Origin of the sequence: Brucella daejeonensis (genome assembly GCF_014199265.1) — a bacterium.
Classification (GTDB): domain Bacteria; phylum Pseudomonadota; class Alphaproteobacteria; order Rhizobiales; family Rhizobiaceae; genus Brucella; species Brucella daejeonensis.
This window is the reverse complement of record NZ_JACIJG010000007.1, coordinates 168,497-185,267: the sequence shown is the minus strand read 5'-3', so window position 1 is coordinate 185,267 and position 16,771 is coordinate 168,497. Positions and strand designations below refer to the sequence as shown.

Here is a 16,771-nt window from a genome sequence, read left to right as displayed (position 1 = left end):
CTTTTGCGGGCGGGCGTCTCGCAGAATCATCGAAATAGTGTTAAGCAGAAAATAACCAAGAATGATCGGGCTGGCCGCTCAAGGTATCTGCTTTGAGCGGCTTCTATATTTCCAGCGATCTTTGAACCTCTAAGGGCTGGGCGCTGCCTTGCGCGCCCCGGCTTTGGGAGGTGACGCCATGCTTAGCATCGACTGGCGTTCGCCGGTGGCATACAGGCACGCGAAGCACATTTCGGCCGCCGGTTTCGCTTGGGAATATCTGCGCCGGAATGACGATTATCGTCAGGAGTTCCAGACCATCGCACTAACCGGAGGACCGTCCGGCCGTGACCTTGAAGCGTTCGCAGATCGCTGGGGGTTGCGATTTCCCGTGCGATCCCGACGCGCCGCATGACCGGCCGCCACCAATCTGGAGTCCGAGCCTTCAACCGCAAGCGGTGATGCTCTCGCCGGTCGAGCATAAGGACGGCGACACCGAACCGATATTGACGCTTGCCCATCTCGCCGGCCTCGATCTGCGCCGCGCTGCCGATGGCTGGCACGGCATCTGGCAGGTGGATGGCGTCGCACATCAATTCTGGCTTCCCGAGCCGGTGCCGGATGCCGCCGCCTTCTATGCCGTCACCCTGCCGATGGATTCCTTTCTGGAGCTTCGCGCACACGCTGCGCGCCGTTTCTGGCGGTCCCTCAACGGCCGCGCACCCGGTCCCGACTTCCGGGCCGTTCCCGCCCAGCTCCGGCAATGGCACACCCTTTCCCTCCGCGCGCTCGACGCCCGCCTACGCGACGAGAGCTATCGCACCGTCGCCGAAGTCCTGCTCGGCTTTCGCGGCACCAAGGAGGATTTCGAGAATGACCCGCGCAAGAACAAGGCCCGCCGTCTGGTTGCGCACGGCATCAAGATGATGTGCGGCGGCTATCGCCTGTTGCTCCACTACCCTATCAAGCCCGGCAAGCGTTGATCGTTAGCGAGCACCGTCTTGTTGCAAGTCGCAAACTTACTGCCAGTTGCAACAAAGAGGTGCGATACGAAAAGAGCCGGAAAGCCAGCCCTCGGGGAAATGTTGCGGACTTTAGAATTCCTACGAGAATTTCAGCAAGAATGGAGTGGAGCTAACAGACTGCTTCATGTGTCAAGAACGGCAAGGCGGCTGCTCAACTGAATAACTCGTTGCGCAATCCATGGTTTCGCACGACCATGCCGGAAATTTATTTTGAGGAATGTTCCATGACCTTACTAAAGACGCTGCGTTTGATTCTCAGTCCTTGCGCCCCGGTGGATCGTGTTAACTTCATCCAGCTAGAGCTTGACCCAGAAGTGATGCGGTTTCTTAACAATGGTGCGGTTGATCATGACAGGATCGATTCGACGACCGCGCCATTTCTCATGCCACGAGGAACCGAGCCGAACGTCTGGACAGCGCGACGCAATGCGGATGACGAGTTCGTCGGCTGGTTCTGCTTGTTGCCGAAAGGGAGGGCGTTAGCTGAGATCGGATATCGACTGCGCCGGGAAGCTTGGGGTCAGGGGCTGGCAACTGAAGGAGCTTTGGCTCTTATCGGTTGGGGCTTCGAGGTCGCAGGATATGACAAGATTGTGGCCAATACAATGGCGGTCAACCAAGGGTCGCGCCGTGTAATGGAGAAGATTGGTATGAAACACACGCGGACGGATTTCTTGGATTTTCCCGACCCCATACCCGGCACGGAGCACGGCGAGGTAACGTATGAGTTGACCTGTTCAGAATGGGCCAACAATTGAGGGGCATATCAGCTTTTAGGACGCGTCAAAGCCACTCGAAACGTCAGCGATTAGGTCGATTCCTGTCGGTCAGATATCGTAAAATTCCAAAGCCTGCGAGGTGAAGTAAGCTGAAAACCGCCGATGCTCACGCCTTGTTAGCTGCCGCCTGTTCCAGAATCTTCCTATAGCCCTCATGCGAAAGCCATTGCGCGCGTTCGAGATGGCTTTGCCAGCAACGATAGGTCCGAAGTTCCTCGGCAGCCGGATTGCGGTGAAGCACGATCCGCGCGACTTCTTTCCAGTCCGCGCCCTCGGCCTTGGCATCCAGCAAGCGTAGATAGGTGACGTAGTGCCGTTCGTCATAGACGGTTATAGTGTCGCCGGTCGGCGCTTCGTCGTCCACATCGGGATCGAGTTCGACAGGAACCCGCATAGTCATTCCCCGTATCTGAGAGAGCTTGTCTGCGGTGCGCCCCCGCAAACGATTCTCTCTGACTCTTGGTGATCGGGGAGTTAGTAACCGTCACGAAACGGCCCCATGGCCTTTAGCTCGGAAAGCCTGTTGTATACGCCACAGGCTCCCCGACCATAGGTCAAGGAGTTGGTGCCGTTCTGGCTGGCACCGGCCATTCGTGAGGGGTTACTACGCCCCAGAGCAGCGCGTCTGCTCCACCCACAATCTTAGCCGAGCTGCACGCGAATGTCTTTGCCTATTCGGCGCGGCAGGCATCGAGCCGCTGAAATCCCTCAACTATTAGCCGCGCCGCCCCGAAGGGGGGTGCCGCCAGCGCATAGGCGCAAATGCGGCACGCTACGCGCCGCCGATCCCTCGCCATGGTTCGCCACAGTCCGCTGCCGCCCCCCGGCAGCCCAATCCCGACTGGAGGTGATCCATGCCCAACCCGCTTGCGGGCCTGCCGCCGCGCCTGCTGCGCACCAAGGAAGCCGCGCGCTTCCTCGGCATATCCATCAGAACCCTTGAGAAGCATCGCACCTATGGCACCGGGCCGACCTATCGCAAGGTCGGCGGTCGCGTCCTCTACACCGTCCGCGATCTGGAAGACTGGAGCGCGGCCGGCGAGCGCAAATCCACCCGCGACAAGACCGCCGGCACAGTCTTTCCCGCGCGTCCCCTCACGCCCGAAGAACGGGGCGACTGCTAGATGCTGCGCGAGGACGATCACGACCCCGCGCAGCCGGCCGAGGATAGCGAGCGCAGCCGTCTAGACCCCTTCGTGGTCGCAACGGGCGACGCGCCGCCGCGCGACCAGCGCGACTTGATGGAACGGCCGTTTTTCTCGCTGGCGAAGACCCCGCGCACCAAGCCGATTCTCTACAAGACCGCCGACATAGAGGTGCAGGTGTTCGGGATGCCCGAGCATGGGATGGCGACCATATGGGATGCCGATGTGCTGATATGGGCGGCCTCGCAGATCGTCGCGGCCGAGAACAACGGCCTCACCACTTCGCGCTTTGTCCGGTTTACGCCTTACCATCTGTTGCGCGCCATCGGGCGGCCGACCGGCAATCACCAATACAGGCTTCTGAAAGCTGCACTGGCGCGGCTGCAATCGACCGTCATTGCCACCACCATCCGCAACGGCCCGCATTGGCGTCGCCGGCAATTCTCATGGATCAACGAGTGGGAGGAAATGACCACGCGCGCCGGCCGCGTCGAGGGCATGGAGTTCGTCCTGCCCGAATGGTTCTACAACAGCGTCATCGACCGTTCGCTGGTCCTGACAATCGACCCGGCCTATTTCCGGCTGACTGGCGGCATCGAGCGTTGGCTTTACCGTGTCGCCAGAAAGCACGCCGGGCACCAGCGCCACGGCTGGATTTTCGAGGTCGCGCACCTTCACCAGAAATCCGGCAGCCTCGCCCGGCCGTCCGACTTCGCGCTTGACCTGCGCCGGATCGCGGCCCGCCAGCAGCTCCCCGGTTATCGCCTCCAGATCGAGCGGGAAGACGGCCGCGAGCTGCTGCGCATCCGCCCCGAAAACCTGTCAACAGGCACTGTTGATAACCCTGTTAATGCCATCGGCAGATCAGGCGCACGGGGTATCGGCACATCGGGCGCACCACTATCGGCAGATCAGGCGCACGAACCGCAGCTAACGCTTTGGCCTGAAAAGCGGAATCCGACCGCTAACTTATCTAACAGAGAATCTAACTCTTTTTCTTTGACACGCGCGCAGGCGAAGCGTGGTGCCGGTTCTGCCCGAAGGGGCGAGCCATGACGGCCGCGCTCGACGCGCTGCGCCCGCGCAGCCCCCAGCACATCACCGGAGAAGAACAATGACCCGTCGCGCCCACCGCAGCGCGCACGACCGTCCGCTGCCGGACGGGCCTGCGCCCTTCACGACATTGGTCGAACTGACCTTCGAGAAACGCAAGGTCGAGCACTGGATACGCTTCGGCCGCAAGAGCTACGAGCAGATCATCGACCGCCGCCGCAGCGTCGTCGGCTTCGCGCCGGGCAGCGTCTTTGCCTTCGTGCGATGGGCGAAAGGCGAGCACGGCACTGTCGTTTCGCGCATCGACATTGTGCGCGCCATCGGCCGGGGCGAGCCGTTCCAGACATTGCCCTTTGTGCGCCCCGGCGGCGAAATCCTGTTGCGCCTCGATAGCTGGTCCAAGGTGCAGCGCGCGCTTGCCGCTATCGACGCCGTGGATGCGCTCGGCCTCGATCCGGCCGACGCCTCGCCGGATCACTGGCGGCACGTCCACAACCGTTTGACCGCCAATCTGGAACCGCACGCCTACACGCCCGAGCGACATGCCGCTTGGCTTCACCGCCGAAGGATCGACCCATGACGCGCCGCCGCACCCTTACGGTGACGGCGCTGGCGGTGATCGGCATCGCCGCCGCAAGCGCGGTCGAGACGCCATTGAGGCTCATCTGGAACGCCACCGCCAGCGCGCCGGTCGGGTTCTACACCATCGAGCCGGCCGAGCGGATCGACGTGCCCGAGCTGGTCGCCGTCATGCCGCCCGAACCGCTCGCCGCCTTCATGGTCGAGCGCGGCTATATCGCGCGAGGCGTCCCGCTCTTGAAGCGCGTCTTGGGCCTGCCCGGACAGCGGGTTTGCCGCACCGGCCGCACGATCACGGTGAACAGGATCGAGATGGGCGAGGCGCTGGAGCGTGACAGCCTCGGCCGCGATCTGCCCATCTGGCAGGGCTGCCGCGTCATCGGCGACGACCAGCTTTTCCTCATGAATTGGGAGGTCCGCGACAGCCTCGACGGCCGCTACTTCGGACCCATCCCCGCAGCTTCCATCATCGGCCGAGCGGTCCCGCTCTGGACCGATGAGGAAGGCGTCGGCCGCTACGAGTGGCGCGCGCCGACACACTGAAACCACCCCCCGAAAACCAACCGCAGGAGATTTCCCATGGCAGAGATAGGCACCTTCACCCGCACCGAAACCGGCTATGCGGGGGAGCTTCATTCGTTCGGCCTCCACGAAAAGCTGTTCATCGTCCCGGCCAAGCCGAGCGACGTGAAGAACGCGCCCGACTATCGCGTGCGCCTCGATAGCGAGGACGGCCCGGACGCCGGCCCCGCATGGAAAGACTCCAGCGAGAACGCTGGCGAGTTCGTGTCGATGCGTTTGGAGGGGCCAATCTTCCCGTCCCCGATCCGCGCCAAACTGTTCCAGTCGAACGACGATCCTTCGGTCTGGACCCTGCGTTGGAAGCACGCGCGGAAGATCGAGGATGAGGAATGACGGCCGCGCGCGTCCGGCCCGCCATCCGGTCAAAGATCGGCATCCCTTTGTTCGCGAAAAAACCGTCTCATCCCTCCGTCCCGCTCGGCGACCAGACGGCCGGCGCGCGCAGCGAAGGTCAGGGGCGGCCATCGGCCGGCGCTTGCGCCTTGCCCTTGACCGCAGCGAGCACGCTGGCAGGCTGCCGTTGTTGCGGAGACAGGCCGGCATGGCATTATGCCGTCCTGCTGCTGGCCGGCGCGCTTTCCGTCTGCGCCGGATCGGGCGTCGCGGTCGCGCAATCCGTGCCGGTCGAGCGCCCGGCCGCCGCCCATCCTTACGCGGCGCACATCGCCGAGGCGTCGCAGCGTTTCGGCATCCCCGAGCACTGGATTCGCGCCGTGCTGCGCGCCGAGAGCGCGGGCGACGTGCGCGCGATTTCGTCGGCCGGGGCAATGGGATTGATGCAGGTGATGCCCGTGACATGGGCGGAACTGCGCGATCGCTATGGCCTCGGCCGCGATCCCTACGACCCCCGCGACAACATCTTGGCGGGCACCGCCTATCTGCGCGAAATGTTCGACCGCTACGGCAATGTCGCGGCGATGCTTGCGGCCTACAATGCCGGCCCCGGCCGCTATGACGAGCACCGCGCGACGGGCCGCCCGCTTCCCGCCGAAACGCGGGCGTATATCGCCGCGCTAGCGCCGATCCTCGGCGGCGCGGCTGCAACCGAACCGCCGTCATCGGCACCGCCACCGCCGCCCGATTGGCGCGAGGCACCGCTGTTCGTCATGCGTCCGGGCGACGCGCGGGCTGTCGCCGCGCCGCCGTTCGAGGTGCAAACAGGCGACGGCCGCGCTGCCGTTCCGGCGCGCGACCCCGCCCGTGCGGAGCCGCAGGGCGACAGCATTTTCGTCGCCGACGCGAGCGGTTCGGGAACGCCATGAGGACGGCGTTCCCGCGCTCGGCGGCGCTCATTCCGGTGTCCAGTCGGGCAGGTTTTCGCCCGGCAGGCTTCCCGGCAGGAGGGGCAGAAAAGGCAGAAAGGGCGGAGGGCAAGATTAAAGAAGACGGCACCATATCGGGCCGCTTCTGGAAATTATTGTTGTCTGCACACTGGTTAGGTGGCCGGTTCCGGCACCATGGTTTTGAGGGGCCGCGTGCCGCGATTTTGCGCAAAGCCTTGGCTTTGCTGGGTTTCGAGCGGCACCATAGGCGCAGATCGGCCGGTTTCCGGGGGTTTTGGCCGGAGTCGCATCCTTGAGCGCCGACGACGAAAACCGCTTCCGTCCGAAGCCCGGCCGCATCCGATCCGACACGCCGAAGGCCGGCAAGACCAAGAGCTTTTTCACGCAGGTCAAGAAGATCACCCGGCAGCATCAGGCGGCAGCCTCCCGCGATCCTTCCATGCCGTCATCCGCCCGCCCGTCATCGCCGGGCCGGTCCCGTGCCGAGGTCGCCAGCGGCAAGGGCGTGAAGCGCGGCCGGGGCGCGAGCTTCGTGCGCGCTCGCAATATCTCCGGCCATTGGCATCATCGCCAGTCGGGCAGCCGCCGCGTGATCGTCAAGCAGCGCAGCGTCAGGGCCGCGTGGAAGGGCGGCCGTGCCCGCGCGCATCTGCGCTATGTCCAGCGTGACGGAACCTCACGCGTCGGCGAGCGCGGCCGGCTCTATTCGGCGACCGAGGACCGCGCCGATGGCGACGCCTTCCTTGATCGCGGCAAGGACGACCGCCACCAATTCAGATTCATCGTCTCGCCCGAGGACGGCGCGGAGCTATCGGACCTCACGGCCTACACCCGCGATTTCATGAAACAGGTGGAAGCCGACCTCGGCACGAAACTCGATTGGGTTGCCGTCAATCACTACAACACCGGCCATCCTCATGTGCATATCATCGTCAACGGCCGCGACGATACGGGCGTGGATCTAGTCATTAACGGCGACTACCTTTCCGCCGGCCTGCGCGAACGCGCCAGCGAGCTTGCCAGTCTGGAACTCGGCCCCGTCACCGAGATCGAGCAGACCCGCAAGCTGTCGGCCGAAATCGACCAAGATCGTTTCACCCGGATCGACCGCGCCATGACCGAGGAAGCCGATGCCCGTTTCCTCGACTTGCGCCATGAACCGGCAGAGCCGAGGCGGCAGTTCGAGCGGACGCTACGCCTGCGCCGTCTCGGCAAGCTGGAGAAGATGGGGCTGGCGACCGAGCACGCGCCCGCCGTTTGGGAATTGAGCAAGGACATGGAGCCAGCCCTGCGCGAGCTAGGCGAGCGCGGCGACATTATCCGCACCATGCAGAAGGCGCTCGGCCCGCAGGGCGGCGAACGCGATCCCATGAGCTTCCAAATCCATGACGGAGCGCCCGAGACGCCCATCATCGGCAGCGTCGTGGACAAGCACCTGTCCGACGAGTTGGGGGAGAACCTGACCGTTGTGGTGGACGGGATCGACGGCCGCACCCACCACATCGCGGGCATCGCGCCCGAGCGGCTGGAGGACGCCCGCATCGGCAGCGTCATCCAGATCGGCCCGGCCGAGGCAGCACCCCGGCCGTCCGACCGCACCATCACCGCCATCGCCGAGGACGGTATCTATCGGCCGAGCCGTCATCTGGAGCAGGCGAAATTCGAGGGCCGTGTTCCGGGCGGCGACTACGAGGGCTATGTCGATGCTCATGTGCGCCGGCTGGAGGCGTTACGCCGCGCCGGAATCGTCGAGCGCATCGACGCCGACCAGTGGCGCATTCCCGAAGATTTCGAGAGCCGCGCCGCCGCCTATGATGCCGGCCGCGACCGGCAGGCCAGCGTTCGCGTCGTCTCTCCCGTCAATCTGGACAGGCAGATCGGATCGGACGGCGCGACCTGGCTGGACCGGCGGCTGATCCATGGCGAGACGGCCGGCCCTGCGCCGACCGGCTTCGGCCAGCAGGTGCGCGAGGCGATGGAGCAGCGCCGCGAGCATCATGTCGAGCAGCGCGACGCCAGCCGAGCGCGGGACGGTCGCATCTTCTATCGGCGCAACCTTCTCGCTACGCTGCGCGAACGCGAGGTTGCTCGCATCGGCGCGGAGATGGCCGAGGGCAAGGGGTTGCCGTTCCGTGCCGCTACGGACGGCGAGAACGTCAGCGGCAAGTTCACCGGGACTGTTCAGCTAACGAGCGGCAAGTTCGCCGTGGTGGAAAAGAGCCATGAGTTCACGCTTGTCCCGTGGCGGCCGGTCATCGACCGCCAGCTCGGCCGCGAGGTCGCGGGTATCATGCAGGGCGGTTCGGTGTCGTGGCAGTTGGGGCGGCAAAGGGGCATAAGCCTCTAATCTGTTGTAGATGAACGCAGCCGCTCGAAACCCGCGATGAGGCTGTTGAGTCCGAAGTTGAACGCAGCATCCATGCCGTCTGTTTCCAACTCGTGAAACAGATCGTGCAGGAAGGACGACGGTGATTGCTCGGACACATCTGGCCTGTCCGGAACTCTCTCATCGGCATCAGATGCCTGCTGCTCGAGAACGGAACCGACCACATAGTGACTGACCGCCCGGAGCGCCCAAACAGCGTGCTTCGGACCAAAGCCCGCCGCGCAGAGAAAGCGTATTTGTGTCTCGGCAGCGCCAAAATTCGGTTCTGTCGGTCGAGTGCCGGCATGGATGCGCGCCCCGTCGCGATAATAGAGCAACGCCGTTCTGAAACTCTGGGCGTTCTCTTTCAGGAATAGCCGCCAGTCTTCGTTCTCTTCGGGTAGCGAGCGGGTGTGGCGTTCCGTCAGCATTGCCTCGGCCAGTGCGTCAAGCAGCGCGCGCTTGTTCTGGAAATGCCAGTAAAGCGCAGGCTGCTGAACCTTGAGGCGTTCAGCGAGCTTTCGCGTCGTCAGGTTGTCCATGCCAACCTCGTTCAGCAGCTCCAGCGCCGCTGCGATCACGGTGCCCTTGTCCAGTTTGGTCATTCACGTTCCTTCGCCAACGCTTGACAATTTATCACCGATAAGTTCTATGTCTATGTCCTTATCATTGATAAAGTCGCTCGCATTGAGCGGCGCTGGAGTTTCAGGTGCGCAGCTCTGCCATCATCGCCCTGCTGATCGTCAGTCTCGACGCCATGGGACTCGGCCTCATCATGCCGGTCCTTCCGACGCTTCTGCGCGAGCTTGTGCCGGCGGAGCAGGTCGCTGGTCACTATGGTGCCTTGCTGTCACTCTATGCGTTGATGCAGGTCATCTTCGCGCCCGTGCTTGGACAATTTTCAGATGCTTACGGTCGGCGTCCGGTGCTTCTGGCTTCCCTTGCGGGAGCCGCAGTCGATTACACGATTATGGCATCAGCGCCGGTCTTATGGGTGCTCTATATCGGCCGGCTCGTCTCCGGCATCACGGGCGCAACCGGAGCTGTAGCTGCCTCAACCATTGCGGATTCGACTGGGGAAGGTTCTCGCGCACGCTGGTTCGGCTACATGGGGGCCTGTTATGGGGCAGGCATGATTGCCGGGCCAGCACTTGGTGGTATGCTCGGTGGTATTTCTGCCCATACTCCGTTTATCGCCGCTGCCCTTCTCAACGGCTTCGCGTTCCTGCTTGCCTGCATTTTTCTCAAGGAGACTCATCGCAGCCATGGCGGGACCGGAAAGCCGGTTCGCATCAAACCATTCATTCTGTTCCGGCTGGATGATACATTGCGCGGGCTAGCTGCGCTTTTCGCAGTTTTCTTCATCATTCAACTGATCGGCCAAGTGCCTGCGGCTCTATGGGTCATCTATGGCGAGGACCGTTTTCAGTGGGACACCACGACTGTTGGTTTGTCGCTTGCGGCGTTTGGAGCAACACATGCGATCTTCCAAGCGTTTGTTACCGGCCCGCTTTCAGGCCGGCTTGGAGAGCGGCGTACGCTACTCTTTGGCATGGCTGCGGATGCGACTGGCTTCATTCTTCTGGCTTTTGCCACGCAGGGATGGATGGTGTTCCCGATTTTGTTGCTGCTTGCCGCCGGAGGTGTTGGCATGCCGGCCTTGCAGGCAATGCTCTCAAACAATGTCAGCAGTAACAAGCAAGGAGCTTTACAGGGAACGCTTACAAGCCTCACCAATCTAAGCTCTATCGCGGGACCGCTTGGCTTCACGGCACTCTATTCTGCTACCATAGGAGCATGGAACGGTTGGGTTTGGATTGTCGGCGCGATTCTCTATTTAATATGTCTGCCAATACTACGCAGACCTTTCGCAACTTCATTGTGATTGAGTCATGGCGAATTGGTATGCGTAGACTTACGAGGAATGACGGATTAAATCCGTTGAGCCATCATCTCCTCTCGGGGCGAGTGCCGATGATGACCTTAGTTCACACTCTCGCCGTCGCCGAATATCTGAACTTCCGCCACGCCGCCAATGCGCTCGGCGTGGCGCAATCCAGCGTCAGCGCCCGCGTGAAGGCGCTGGAAGAAGACCTTGGCATCGTTCTGTTCGAGCGCCATGCGCGGGGTGTTCGGTTGACCGAGGCCGGACGCCACTTCGTCGAGCGGATAGCCGCAGGCATCGACCAACTCGACCATGCGGTGAAGACCGCCGGCATGGCGGCAGCCGGAGAAAGCGGCCGGCTTCGCATCGGTATCCATGCCCTGATCCCTCGCAGCTTCCTCGCAAAGCTGATCGGCCAATACCGCGAAGACCACCCCGGCGTTGAAGTCGAAATGACCGAAGGTACGGCCCGCGATGCGGTCATGCAGCTTCGCGCCGACCGGCTGGACGTGGTGTTCGTGGCCGGCACGCCCGAGCTGCCCGACTGCCATTCCCGCCACATATGGACCGAACCGCTCGTGGCGGTGTTACCGGAGCGGCATCCGTTCGCCGAGCGGTCGGCCGTTACATGGGCCGATCTGGCGGGCGAGACGTTTCTTGTTCGGCATGGCGGCACTGGCCCGCAAGTTCATAGCCATATCGTGCTGCGCCATGCCGGACTCTGGCCCGCGCCGTCGATCCTGCGCTTCGACGTGGGGCGCGGCGCGCTGCTGTCCATGGTCGGACAGGGCTTCGGTATCACCATCGTCAGTGCGGCCACGGCGCTGTTGCCGTCAACCGGCATTGTCTTCTTGCCCTTCGCCGACGAGCCGGAGCCGGTCGCCTTCTCGGCTGTCTGGTCGCCGTCCAACCGCAGCGCGGCGCTTCGTAACCTGCTCAGTCTCGCCAACGACATGGGCCGGCAGGTCTGCACGAATTCGGTACTGCCACGGATAGCGAGGGCGTGAGCCGAAGTGGTCGCGGAAGCACCGTCCGGGACTGTTATTGCCATCGCCGGAAAGCGACACTTGCATTAACGCCGCCAAAGCCGAATCCGTTGGAAATGGCATGTTCCATGAGAATGGGCCGCGCAGATTGGTGAACTAGGTCGATACCTGCGGCAACAGGATCGGGGTTTTCTAAGTTTCTCGTGGGGGGAGCGATTTGATCCCGTAGGGCGAGTATCGTGAAGATTGCCTCAATACCACCTGCGGCACCAAGTAGGTGCCCCGTCGCCGATTTCGTGGCGCTTACGGCCACATCATGATTGCCAAACACGGATTTTATCGCGGCAATTTCTCCTCGATCTCCTACGGGGGTGGAGGTCGAATGAGCGTTCAAATGTTGAATATCGATTGCCTTCAACCCGGCACTCTGGAGTGCAATTTCCATCGCACGGGCCGCGCCTCGGCCGTCCTCTGGACCGGCAGTCATATGATGTGCATCGGCGCTTGTGCCGTATCCCACCAATTCCGCTATGGGCTTGGCACCCCGAGCGAGGGCATGTTCTAATTCTTCTATGACGATCAGACCCGCCCCTTCAGACATTACGAAACCATCGCGCTCGGTGTCGAACGGCCTCGACGCCAGTTCCGGGGTAGTATTGTAGCCGGTGGATAGTGCTCGCGCGGCGGCAAATGCCCCGAGACTAACCTTGTCAATACAAGCTTCTGCTCCGCCGCACAGAGCGATATCCGCCTCGTTGGAGCGTATCAGCCGCGCGGCGTCGCCGATGGCCTGAACGCTGGCAGCGCAGGCGGTTACAGGCGTGCCAATTGGGCCTGTAAATCCATACCTAATGGTAGCCTGTCCTGCCGCGAGGTTGGCGAGGAACGATGGCACGGTAAAGGGTGAGAGCCTCCGTGCTCCCCGTGTATCCGTTATGCGAACTGCCGAAGCGATTGCAGGAAACCCGCCTATACCAGAGGCGATAATTGTCGCCGTGCGCTCACGTTCGTAGTCGCTTGTGGGATGCCATCCCGCCGTTTCAAGAGCCTCCTTCGCGGCCGCAAGTGCAAACAGAATGAAGCGATCCATTTTTCGTTGATCCTTTGCGTCAACGATCAAATCGGGATCGAAACCGGCTTCGGAATCTTCAATCTGGCTAGGAACGATTCCCCCGATTTTCACCGGCAGATCGTTGGAGATTTCATCGGGCAAACTCCTAATTCCCGATTTCCCGTCAAGGAGTCTTTTCCAGCTTATTTCAGCCCCGGAACCAAGGGGGCCGACTAAACCCATGCCGGTCACAACAATTCGACGCATTGGATTATTCCGCTCCTTTTTCTGAGCTTATCCGCTTCACGCGGTTTATGACGCGCATCGTTTCTTCCGTTGCCGCTGGGCCTGCTAGAAGAACCGTGTTTTCAGGAGTGATTTTTTCTCCAGTATCCGCATCGACTATGATGGCGTTTCGTTCCCTACCGGTTGCTCTGTCGCCAAGGCGCATGGCTATTTCATTGGGCGCAAGGTTCCGGTTTCCCCATGCAAACAGGGCGATTGCTACCGGATAGAAATCTCGCCCCTTGTCGGTAAGGACGTATTCAAATCGAGGCGGATGATCATTGTATCGTTGCCTTTCAAACAACCCTTCGGCTGTGAGATGTTTCAATCGCCTCGCCAAAATGTTCGCGGAAATACCGAGATTCCTCTCGAATTCATCGAATTTGCTCAACCCTTGGAAGGCGTCCCGCAGGATCAGGATGCTCCACCAGTCACCGACGCTTTCCAGCGCTCGGGCTGCGGGACACTCTAATGACAGAAAGCTTGTTCGTTGCATGACACATCCATAATGGTGTAACTTCCATCATGCAAGTCACTTGTGCGTAGTAGGCGACATAGAGGGAGGGGGCAATCCAATGCGTCATTCTAAGGAAGCCAAGCAACTGCGTCCGCTACGGCGTGCAATGAAGGACTGTAGTGGCATTTGAGCGATGCGACGGCGGCGATCAGCACCGATGAATGGTTGCCCATGGGGCGTGCCGACCACGCTCGGCTCGCGCATCCCCCTCGCATCGCTGATCCAGACGCTTGCCGTCGCTGAGTATCTGAACTTCCGCCACGCGGCCAATGCGCTCGGCGTAGCGCAATCCAGCGTCAGCGCCCGCGTGAAGGCGCTGGAAGAAGACCTTGGCGTCCTCCTGTTCGAGCGTCACGCGCGCGGCGTCCGACTGACCGAGGCCGGACACCACTTCGTCGAGCGGATAGCGGCAGGCGTCGATCAACTGGACCATGCGGTGAAGACGGCTGGCGTGGCGGCGGCGGGAGAATGTGGCCGCTTGCGCATCGGTGTCCATGCCCTGATTCCGGGTAGCTTCCCCGCCGAGCTGATCGGGCAGTATCGGGAAGACCATCCCGGCATCGAGGTTGAGATTGCCGAGGGCACGGCACGCGATGCGGTCATGCAGCTTCGCGCCAACCGACTGGACGTGGCGTTCGTAGCGGGTGCGCCCGAACTGCCGGACTGCCATTCCCGGCGCATATGGACCGAAACATTGATGGCCGTATTGCCGGAGGGGCATTGCCTTGCTGGACAGCAGGCAATTACTTGGGCCGATCTGACGGGCGAAACGTTCCTTGTTCGTCATGGTGGCACCGGTCCGCAGGTTCACGATCATATCGTGATGCGCTTTGCCGGGCGCTGGCCTTCGCCGTCAATCCAGCGTTTCGATGTGGGGCGCGGCACTCTGTTATCCATGATTGGACAGGGCTTTGGCATTACCCTCGCCGGAGCGGCCACGGCGCTATTGCCAACAACCGGCATCGTCTTCCTGCCCTTTGCCGATGAGCCAGAGCCGGTCGCCTTTACCGCCGTCTGGTCGCCATTCAGCCGCAGCGCCGCGTTGAAAAACCTGCTCAACCTTGCAAACAATATAAGGCGTTTCGGCGATTCGCCCGGCCAGTTGCGCAGCGGCGATCACCCGGCCGGGTGTCGGTGAAGGCAACCCGTCCTATTTGCCGCCGATAGTATCCGGCAGCCCTCCGGCAGCGTCTTTCCTGTTGCCCGTCCCGATTTTGCCTACTCTCTGATCGGCTCCGTCTCTTTTGCCGACTGGAGCCTGCATTGCGCGGAGGCCGAATCCTTTGGGGTCAGATCGCTGTCGTCTTCACCATCGTTCTGGTGATGACGTGGGCGGCGACGCAATGGGTAGCGTTCCGCCTTGGCTTCCAGCCCCAGCTTGGCAATCCATGGTTCGAGCTGGCGGGCCTGCCGATCTACTACCCGCCGGCCTTCTTCTGGTGGTGGTTTTCGTTCGACGCCTACGCGCCCACGATCTTCGTCGAGGGCGGCATCATCGCGGTATCGGGCGGTTTCCTCGCCATCGTCGCTGCCATCTTCATGTCGATTATCCGGGCGCGGGAAGCGCGCAACGTCGCCACATACGGCTCCGCGCGATGGGCCGAGGACAAGGAAATCCGCGCCGCCGGATTGCTCGGCCCCGATGGTGTCCTGCTCGGCCGATACGACCGGGACTATCTGCGCCATGACGGTCCCGAGCATGTCCTATGCTTCGCCCCGACGCGCAGCGGCAAAGGCGTCGGGCTGGTGGTGCCGACGCTGCTGACATGGCCGGCATCCGCCATCGTCCATGACATAAAAGGGGAGAACTGGACGCTGACAGCGGGCTTTCGCGCGAAGCATGGCCGTGTGCTGCTGTTCGATCCCACGAACGCCAGATCGTCCGCCTACAATCCGCTGCTCGAAGTGCGGCAGGGGGAATGGGAAGTCCGCGACGTGCAGAACATCGCGGATATTCTGGTCGATCCCGAAGGCAGTCTCGACAAGCGCAACCATTGGGAAAAGACCAGCCATTCGCTGCTGGTCGGCGCGATCCTGCATGTTCTCTATGCGGAGAAGGACAAGACCTTGGCGGGCGTCGCCAACTTCCTGTCCGATCCCCGCCGTCCGGTCGAGGCGACCTTGCGTGCCATGATGGATACGCCGCATCTCGGCGAAGCAGGCGTTCATCCCGTCATCGCGTCGTCGGCCCGCGAACTGCTGAACAAATCCGAGAACGAACGGTCGGGCGTATTGAGCACCGCCATGTCGTTTCTCGGCCTCTACCGCGATCCCGTGGTGGCGCGGGTGACGGCGCGATGCGATTGGCGCATTGCCGATCTGGTCGGCAGCCGCCAGCCCGTCACGCTCTATCTGGTCGTGCCGCCGTCCGACATAAACCGCACCAAGCCGCTTATCCGCCTGATCCTCAACCAGATCGGCAGGCGGTTAACGGAGGAATTGACCACCTCCGGCAAGCGGCATCGGTTGCTGTTGATGCTGGACGAGTTTCCGGCGCTTGGCCGGCTCGACTTCTTTGAATCGGCGCTCGCCTTCATGGCGGGTTACGGCATCAAAGGCTTTCTGATTGCGCAGAGCCTCAATCAAATCGAGCGCGCCTATGGCCCGAACAACGCGATCCTCGACAACTGCCACGTCCGCGTCAGCTTCGCCACGAACGACGAAAGGACGGCGAAGCGTGTTTCAGACGCATTAGGCACGGCGACCGAGCTGCGCGACTCCACCAACTACGCAGGGCACCGCCTAGCCCCGTGGTTAGGTCACTTGATGGTGTCGCGGCAGGAGACGGCCCGGCCGCTGCTCACGCCGGGCGAAATCATGCAGCTTCCACCCACCGACGAAATCGTCATGGTCGCGGGCACGCCGCCGATCCGCGCCATCAAGGCGCGCTATTTCGAGGATGCGCGATTGCAGGAACGCATCCTGACCCCGCCCGATCTGGTCGCCGCTCCGCTGGCGCCCAGCCCATCCGCCGATGATTGGTCCGGCCGCGTGGTCGCGGCGGAAAGCCGTTCCGCGACGTGCGGAAGCGAGGCCGAAGGTGATCCGGCCAATGCGGGCATCCGCCGCGAGCCGGAATTGCCCGAGCATGAGGAAATCGTCGCCCCGCCGCCATCCCCCGAACAGGAGTTCGAGTTTCTGGACGACGAGCCGGACGTTGACGCGGCCAAGGCCCGCGCCATGCGCCAGCGCATGAGGATGGTGGCGCGGCAGGTGGCGATGAACCCCGATGATGGAATCGACCTTTGAGGATACGC

At 62.3% G+C, this 16,771-nt stretch carries 18 protein-coding genes and 1 pseudogene; 15 read left to right on the top strand and 4 right to left on the bottom strand.

What is annotated here, in order from left to right; translation table 11 throughout:
• The first annotated feature begins 178 nt into the window (after positions 1-178).
• From FHS76_RS11245 to FHS76_RS11235, 3 genes are all read left to right on the top strand, one after another.
• Positions 179-394, top strand: coding sequence for a transcriptional regulator domain-containing protein (locus tag FHS76_RS11245; RefSeq protein ID WP_080758809.1), 216 nt, complete (start codon positions 179-181; stop codon positions 392-394).
• 46 nt (positions 395-440) lie between these two features.
• Positions 441-962, top strand: a complete 522-nt coding sequence (locus tag FHS76_RS11240) for a DUF2285 domain-containing protein (protein ID WP_018426338.1) — start codon at positions 441-443, stop codon at positions 960-962.
• A gap of 266 nt (positions 963-1,228) precedes the next feature.
• Positions 1,229-1,762: a GNAT family N-acetyltransferase gene (locus tag FHS76_RS11235; protein ID WP_034115564.1), complete on the top strand. Its 534-nt coding sequence runs from the start codon at positions 1,229-1,231 to the stop codon at positions 1,760-1,762.
• 127 nt (positions 1,763-1,889) lie between these two features.
• On the opposite strand, the gene FHS76_RS11230 is transcribed toward FHS76_RS11235, so the two are convergent.
• Positions 1,890-2,177, bottom strand: a complete 288-nt coding sequence (locus FHS76_RS11230; protein WP_018426336.1) for a DNA -binding domain-containing protein — start codon at positions 2,175-2,177, stop codon at positions 1,890-1,892.
• 460 nt (positions 2,178-2,637) lie between these two features.
• On the opposite strand from FHS76_RS11230, the gene FHS76_RS11225 reads away from it, so the two are divergent.
• The 8 genes and pseudogenes from FHS76_RS11225 (at position 2,638) to FHS76_RS22895 (ending at position 8,772) form a co-directional block, all read left to right on the top strand.
• Positions 2,638-2,907 carry a helix-turn-helix transcriptional regulator gene (locus tag FHS76_RS11225; RefSeq protein WP_018426335.1) on the top strand — a complete coding sequence of 90 codons (270 nt, stop codon included), beginning with the start codon at positions 2,638-2,640 and terminating at the stop codon, positions 2,905-2,907.
• Entirely contained in the window at positions 2,908-3,984 is a 1,077-nt protein-coding gene (locus FHS76_RS11220) for a replication initiator protein A (protein WP_183652170.1), read from the top strand. It abuts the gene before it with no gap.
• A 58-nt stretch (positions 3,985-4,042) separates the two neighbouring features.
• Complete coding sequence (locus FHS76_RS11215; protein ID WP_183652167.1) at positions 4,043-4,561, top strand: DUF2840 domain-containing protein; 519 nt, start codon at positions 4,043-4,045, stop codon at positions 4,559-4,561.
• Entirely contained in the window at positions 4,558-5,103 is a 546-nt protein-coding gene (locus FHS76_RS11210; protein ID WP_183652164.1) for a S26 family signal peptidase, read from the top strand. The genes FHS76_RS11215 and FHS76_RS11210 overlap by 4 nt, the downstream gene beginning before the upstream one ends.
• A gap of 36 nt (positions 5,104-5,139) precedes the next feature.
• Entirely contained in the window at positions 5,140-5,475 is a 336-nt protein-coding gene (locus FHS76_RS11205; protein WP_018426330.1) for a DUF736 domain-containing protein, read from the top strand.
• On the top strand, positions 5,472-6,404 hold the full coding sequence (locus FHS76_RS11200) for a lytic transglycosylase domain-containing protein (RefSeq protein WP_183652161.1): 933 nt from the start codon (positions 5,472-5,474) through the stop codon (positions 6,402-6,404). Before FHS76_RS11205 ends, FHS76_RS11200 begins: the two co-directional genes overlap by 4 nt.
• Before the next feature lie 460 nt (positions 6,405-6,864).
• A pseudogene (locus tag FHS76_RS22900) lies at positions 6,865-7,359 on the top strand (relaxase/mobilization nuclease domain-containing protein); the annotation flags it as partial.
• Positions 7,360-7,539: 180 nt separating this feature from the next.
• Positions 7,540-8,772, top strand: coding sequence for a DUF3363 domain-containing protein (locus FHS76_RS22895; RefSeq protein WP_268902677.1), 1,233 nt, complete (start codon positions 7,540-7,542; stop codon positions 8,770-8,772).
• On the opposite strand, the gene tetR(G) is transcribed toward FHS76_RS22895, so the two are convergent.
• Complete coding sequence (gene tetR(G), locus FHS76_RS11190) at positions 8,769-9,395, bottom strand: tetracycline resistance transcriptional repressor TetR(G) (RefSeq protein ID WP_183652158.1); 627 nt, start codon at positions 9,393-9,395, stop codon at positions 8,769-8,771. The genes FHS76_RS22895 and tetR(G) overlap by 4 nt on opposite strands.
• 104 nt (positions 9,396-9,499) lie before the next feature.
• Here tetR(G) and tet(G) point away from each other — a divergent pair, with 104 nt between their 5' ends.
• Both tet(G) and FHS76_RS11180 read left to right on the top strand, forming a co-directional pair.
• Entirely contained in the window at positions 9,500-10,675 is a 1,176-nt protein-coding gene (tet(G), locus tag FHS76_RS11185; RefSeq protein ID WP_183652155.1) for a tetracycline efflux MFS transporter Tet(G), read from the top strand.
• An 89-nt stretch (positions 10,676-10,764) separates the two neighbouring features.
• On the top strand, positions 10,765-11,682 hold the full coding sequence (locus FHS76_RS11180; RefSeq protein ID WP_018426325.1) for a LysR family transcriptional regulator: 918 nt from the start codon (positions 10,765-10,767) through the stop codon (positions 11,680-11,682).
• A gap of 34 nt (positions 11,683-11,716) precedes the next feature.
• Here the strand turns inward: FHS76_RS11180 and fabF are convergent, their stop codons facing one another.
• Both fabF and FHS76_RS11170 read right to left on the bottom strand, forming a co-directional pair.
• A complete protein-coding gene (fabF, locus tag FHS76_RS11175) occupies positions 11,717-12,979 on the bottom strand; it encodes a beta-ketoacyl-ACP synthase II (protein WP_026226846.1) in 1,263 nt (420 codons plus the stop codon).
• A 4-nt stretch (positions 12,980-12,983) separates the two neighbouring features.
• A complete protein-coding gene (locus FHS76_RS11170; protein ID WP_034115566.1) occupies positions 12,984-13,493 on the bottom strand; it encodes a winged helix-turn-helix transcriptional regulator in 510 nt (169 codons plus the stop codon).
• 178 nt (positions 13,494-13,671) lie between these two features.
• Between FHS76_RS11170 and FHS76_RS11165 the strand changes: the two genes are divergently transcribed.
• Positions 13,672-14,652, top strand: a complete 981-nt coding sequence (locus tag FHS76_RS11165) for a LysR family transcriptional regulator (protein WP_112330130.1) — start codon at positions 13,672-13,674, stop codon at positions 14,650-14,652.
• A 125-nt stretch (positions 14,653-14,777) separates the two neighbouring features.
• Positions 14,778-16,763: a conjugal transfer protein TraG gene (locus FHS76_RS11160; RefSeq protein ID WP_183652152.1), complete on the top strand. Its 1,986-nt coding sequence runs from the start codon at positions 14,778-14,780 to the stop codon at positions 16,761-16,763.
• The last annotated feature ends 8 nt before the right edge of the window (positions 16,764-16,771 follow it).

What these genes read in the sequence shown, in the direction of transcription:
- FHS76_RS11230 (WP_018426336.1), bottom strand. Translation starts at nt 2,177, where the DNA reads ATGCGGGTTCCTGTCGAACTCGATCCCGATGTGGACGACGAAGCGCCG.
- FHS76_RS22895 (WP_268902677.1), top strand. Translation starts at nt 7,540, where the DNA reads ATGACCGAGGAAGCCGATGCCCGTTTCCTCGACTTGCGCCATGAACCG.
- fabF (WP_026226846.1), bottom strand. Translation starts at nt 12,979, where the DNA reads ATGCGTCGAATTGTTGTGACCGGCATGGGTTTAGTCGGCCCCCTTGGT.
- FHS76_RS11205 (WP_018426330.1), top strand. Translation starts at nt 5,140, where the DNA reads ATGGCAGAGATAGGCACCTTCACCCGCACCGAAACCGGCTATGCGGGG.
- FHS76_RS11245 (WP_080758809.1), top strand. Translation starts at nt 179, where the DNA reads ATGCTTAGCATCGACTGGCGTTCGCCGGTGGCATACAGGCACGCGAAG.
- FHS76_RS11165 (WP_112330130.1), top strand. Translation starts at nt 13,672, where the DNA reads ATGAATGGTTGCCCATGGGGCGTGCCGACCACGCTCGGCTCGCGCATC.
- FHS76_RS11220 (WP_183652170.1), top strand. Translation starts at nt 2,908, where the DNA reads ATGCTGCGCGAGGACGATCACGACCCCGCGCAGCCGGCCGAGGATAGC.
- FHS76_RS11240 (WP_018426338.1), top strand. Translation starts at nt 441, where the DNA reads ATGCTCTCGCCGGTCGAGCATAAGGACGGCGACACCGAACCGATATTG.
- FHS76_RS11215 (WP_183652167.1), top strand. Translation starts at nt 4,043, where the DNA reads ATGACCCGTCGCGCCCACCGCAGCGCGCACGACCGTCCGCTGCCGGAC.
- FHS76_RS11235 (WP_034115564.1), top strand. Translation starts at nt 1,229, where the DNA reads ATGACCTTACTAAAGACGCTGCGTTTGATTCTCAGTCCTTGCGCCCCG.
- FHS76_RS11180 (WP_018426325.1), top strand. Translation starts at nt 10,765, where the DNA reads ATGATGACCTTAGTTCACACTCTCGCCGTCGCCGAATATCTGAACTTC.
- FHS76_RS11210 (WP_183652164.1), top strand. Translation starts at nt 4,558, where the DNA reads ATGACGCGCCGCCGCACCCTTACGGTGACGGCGCTGGCGGTGATCGGC.
- FHS76_RS11225 (WP_018426335.1), top strand. Translation starts at nt 2,638, where the DNA reads ATGCCCAACCCGCTTGCGGGCCTGCCGCCGCGCCTGCTGCGCACCAAG.
- FHS76_RS11170 (WP_034115566.1), bottom strand. Translation starts at nt 13,493, where the DNA reads ATGCAACGAACAAGCTTTCTGTCATTAGAGTGTCCCGCAGCCCGAGCG.
- FHS76_RS11200 (WP_183652161.1), top strand. Translation starts at nt 5,472, where the DNA reads ATGACGGCCGCGCGCGTCCGGCCCGCCATCCGGTCAAAGATCGGCATC.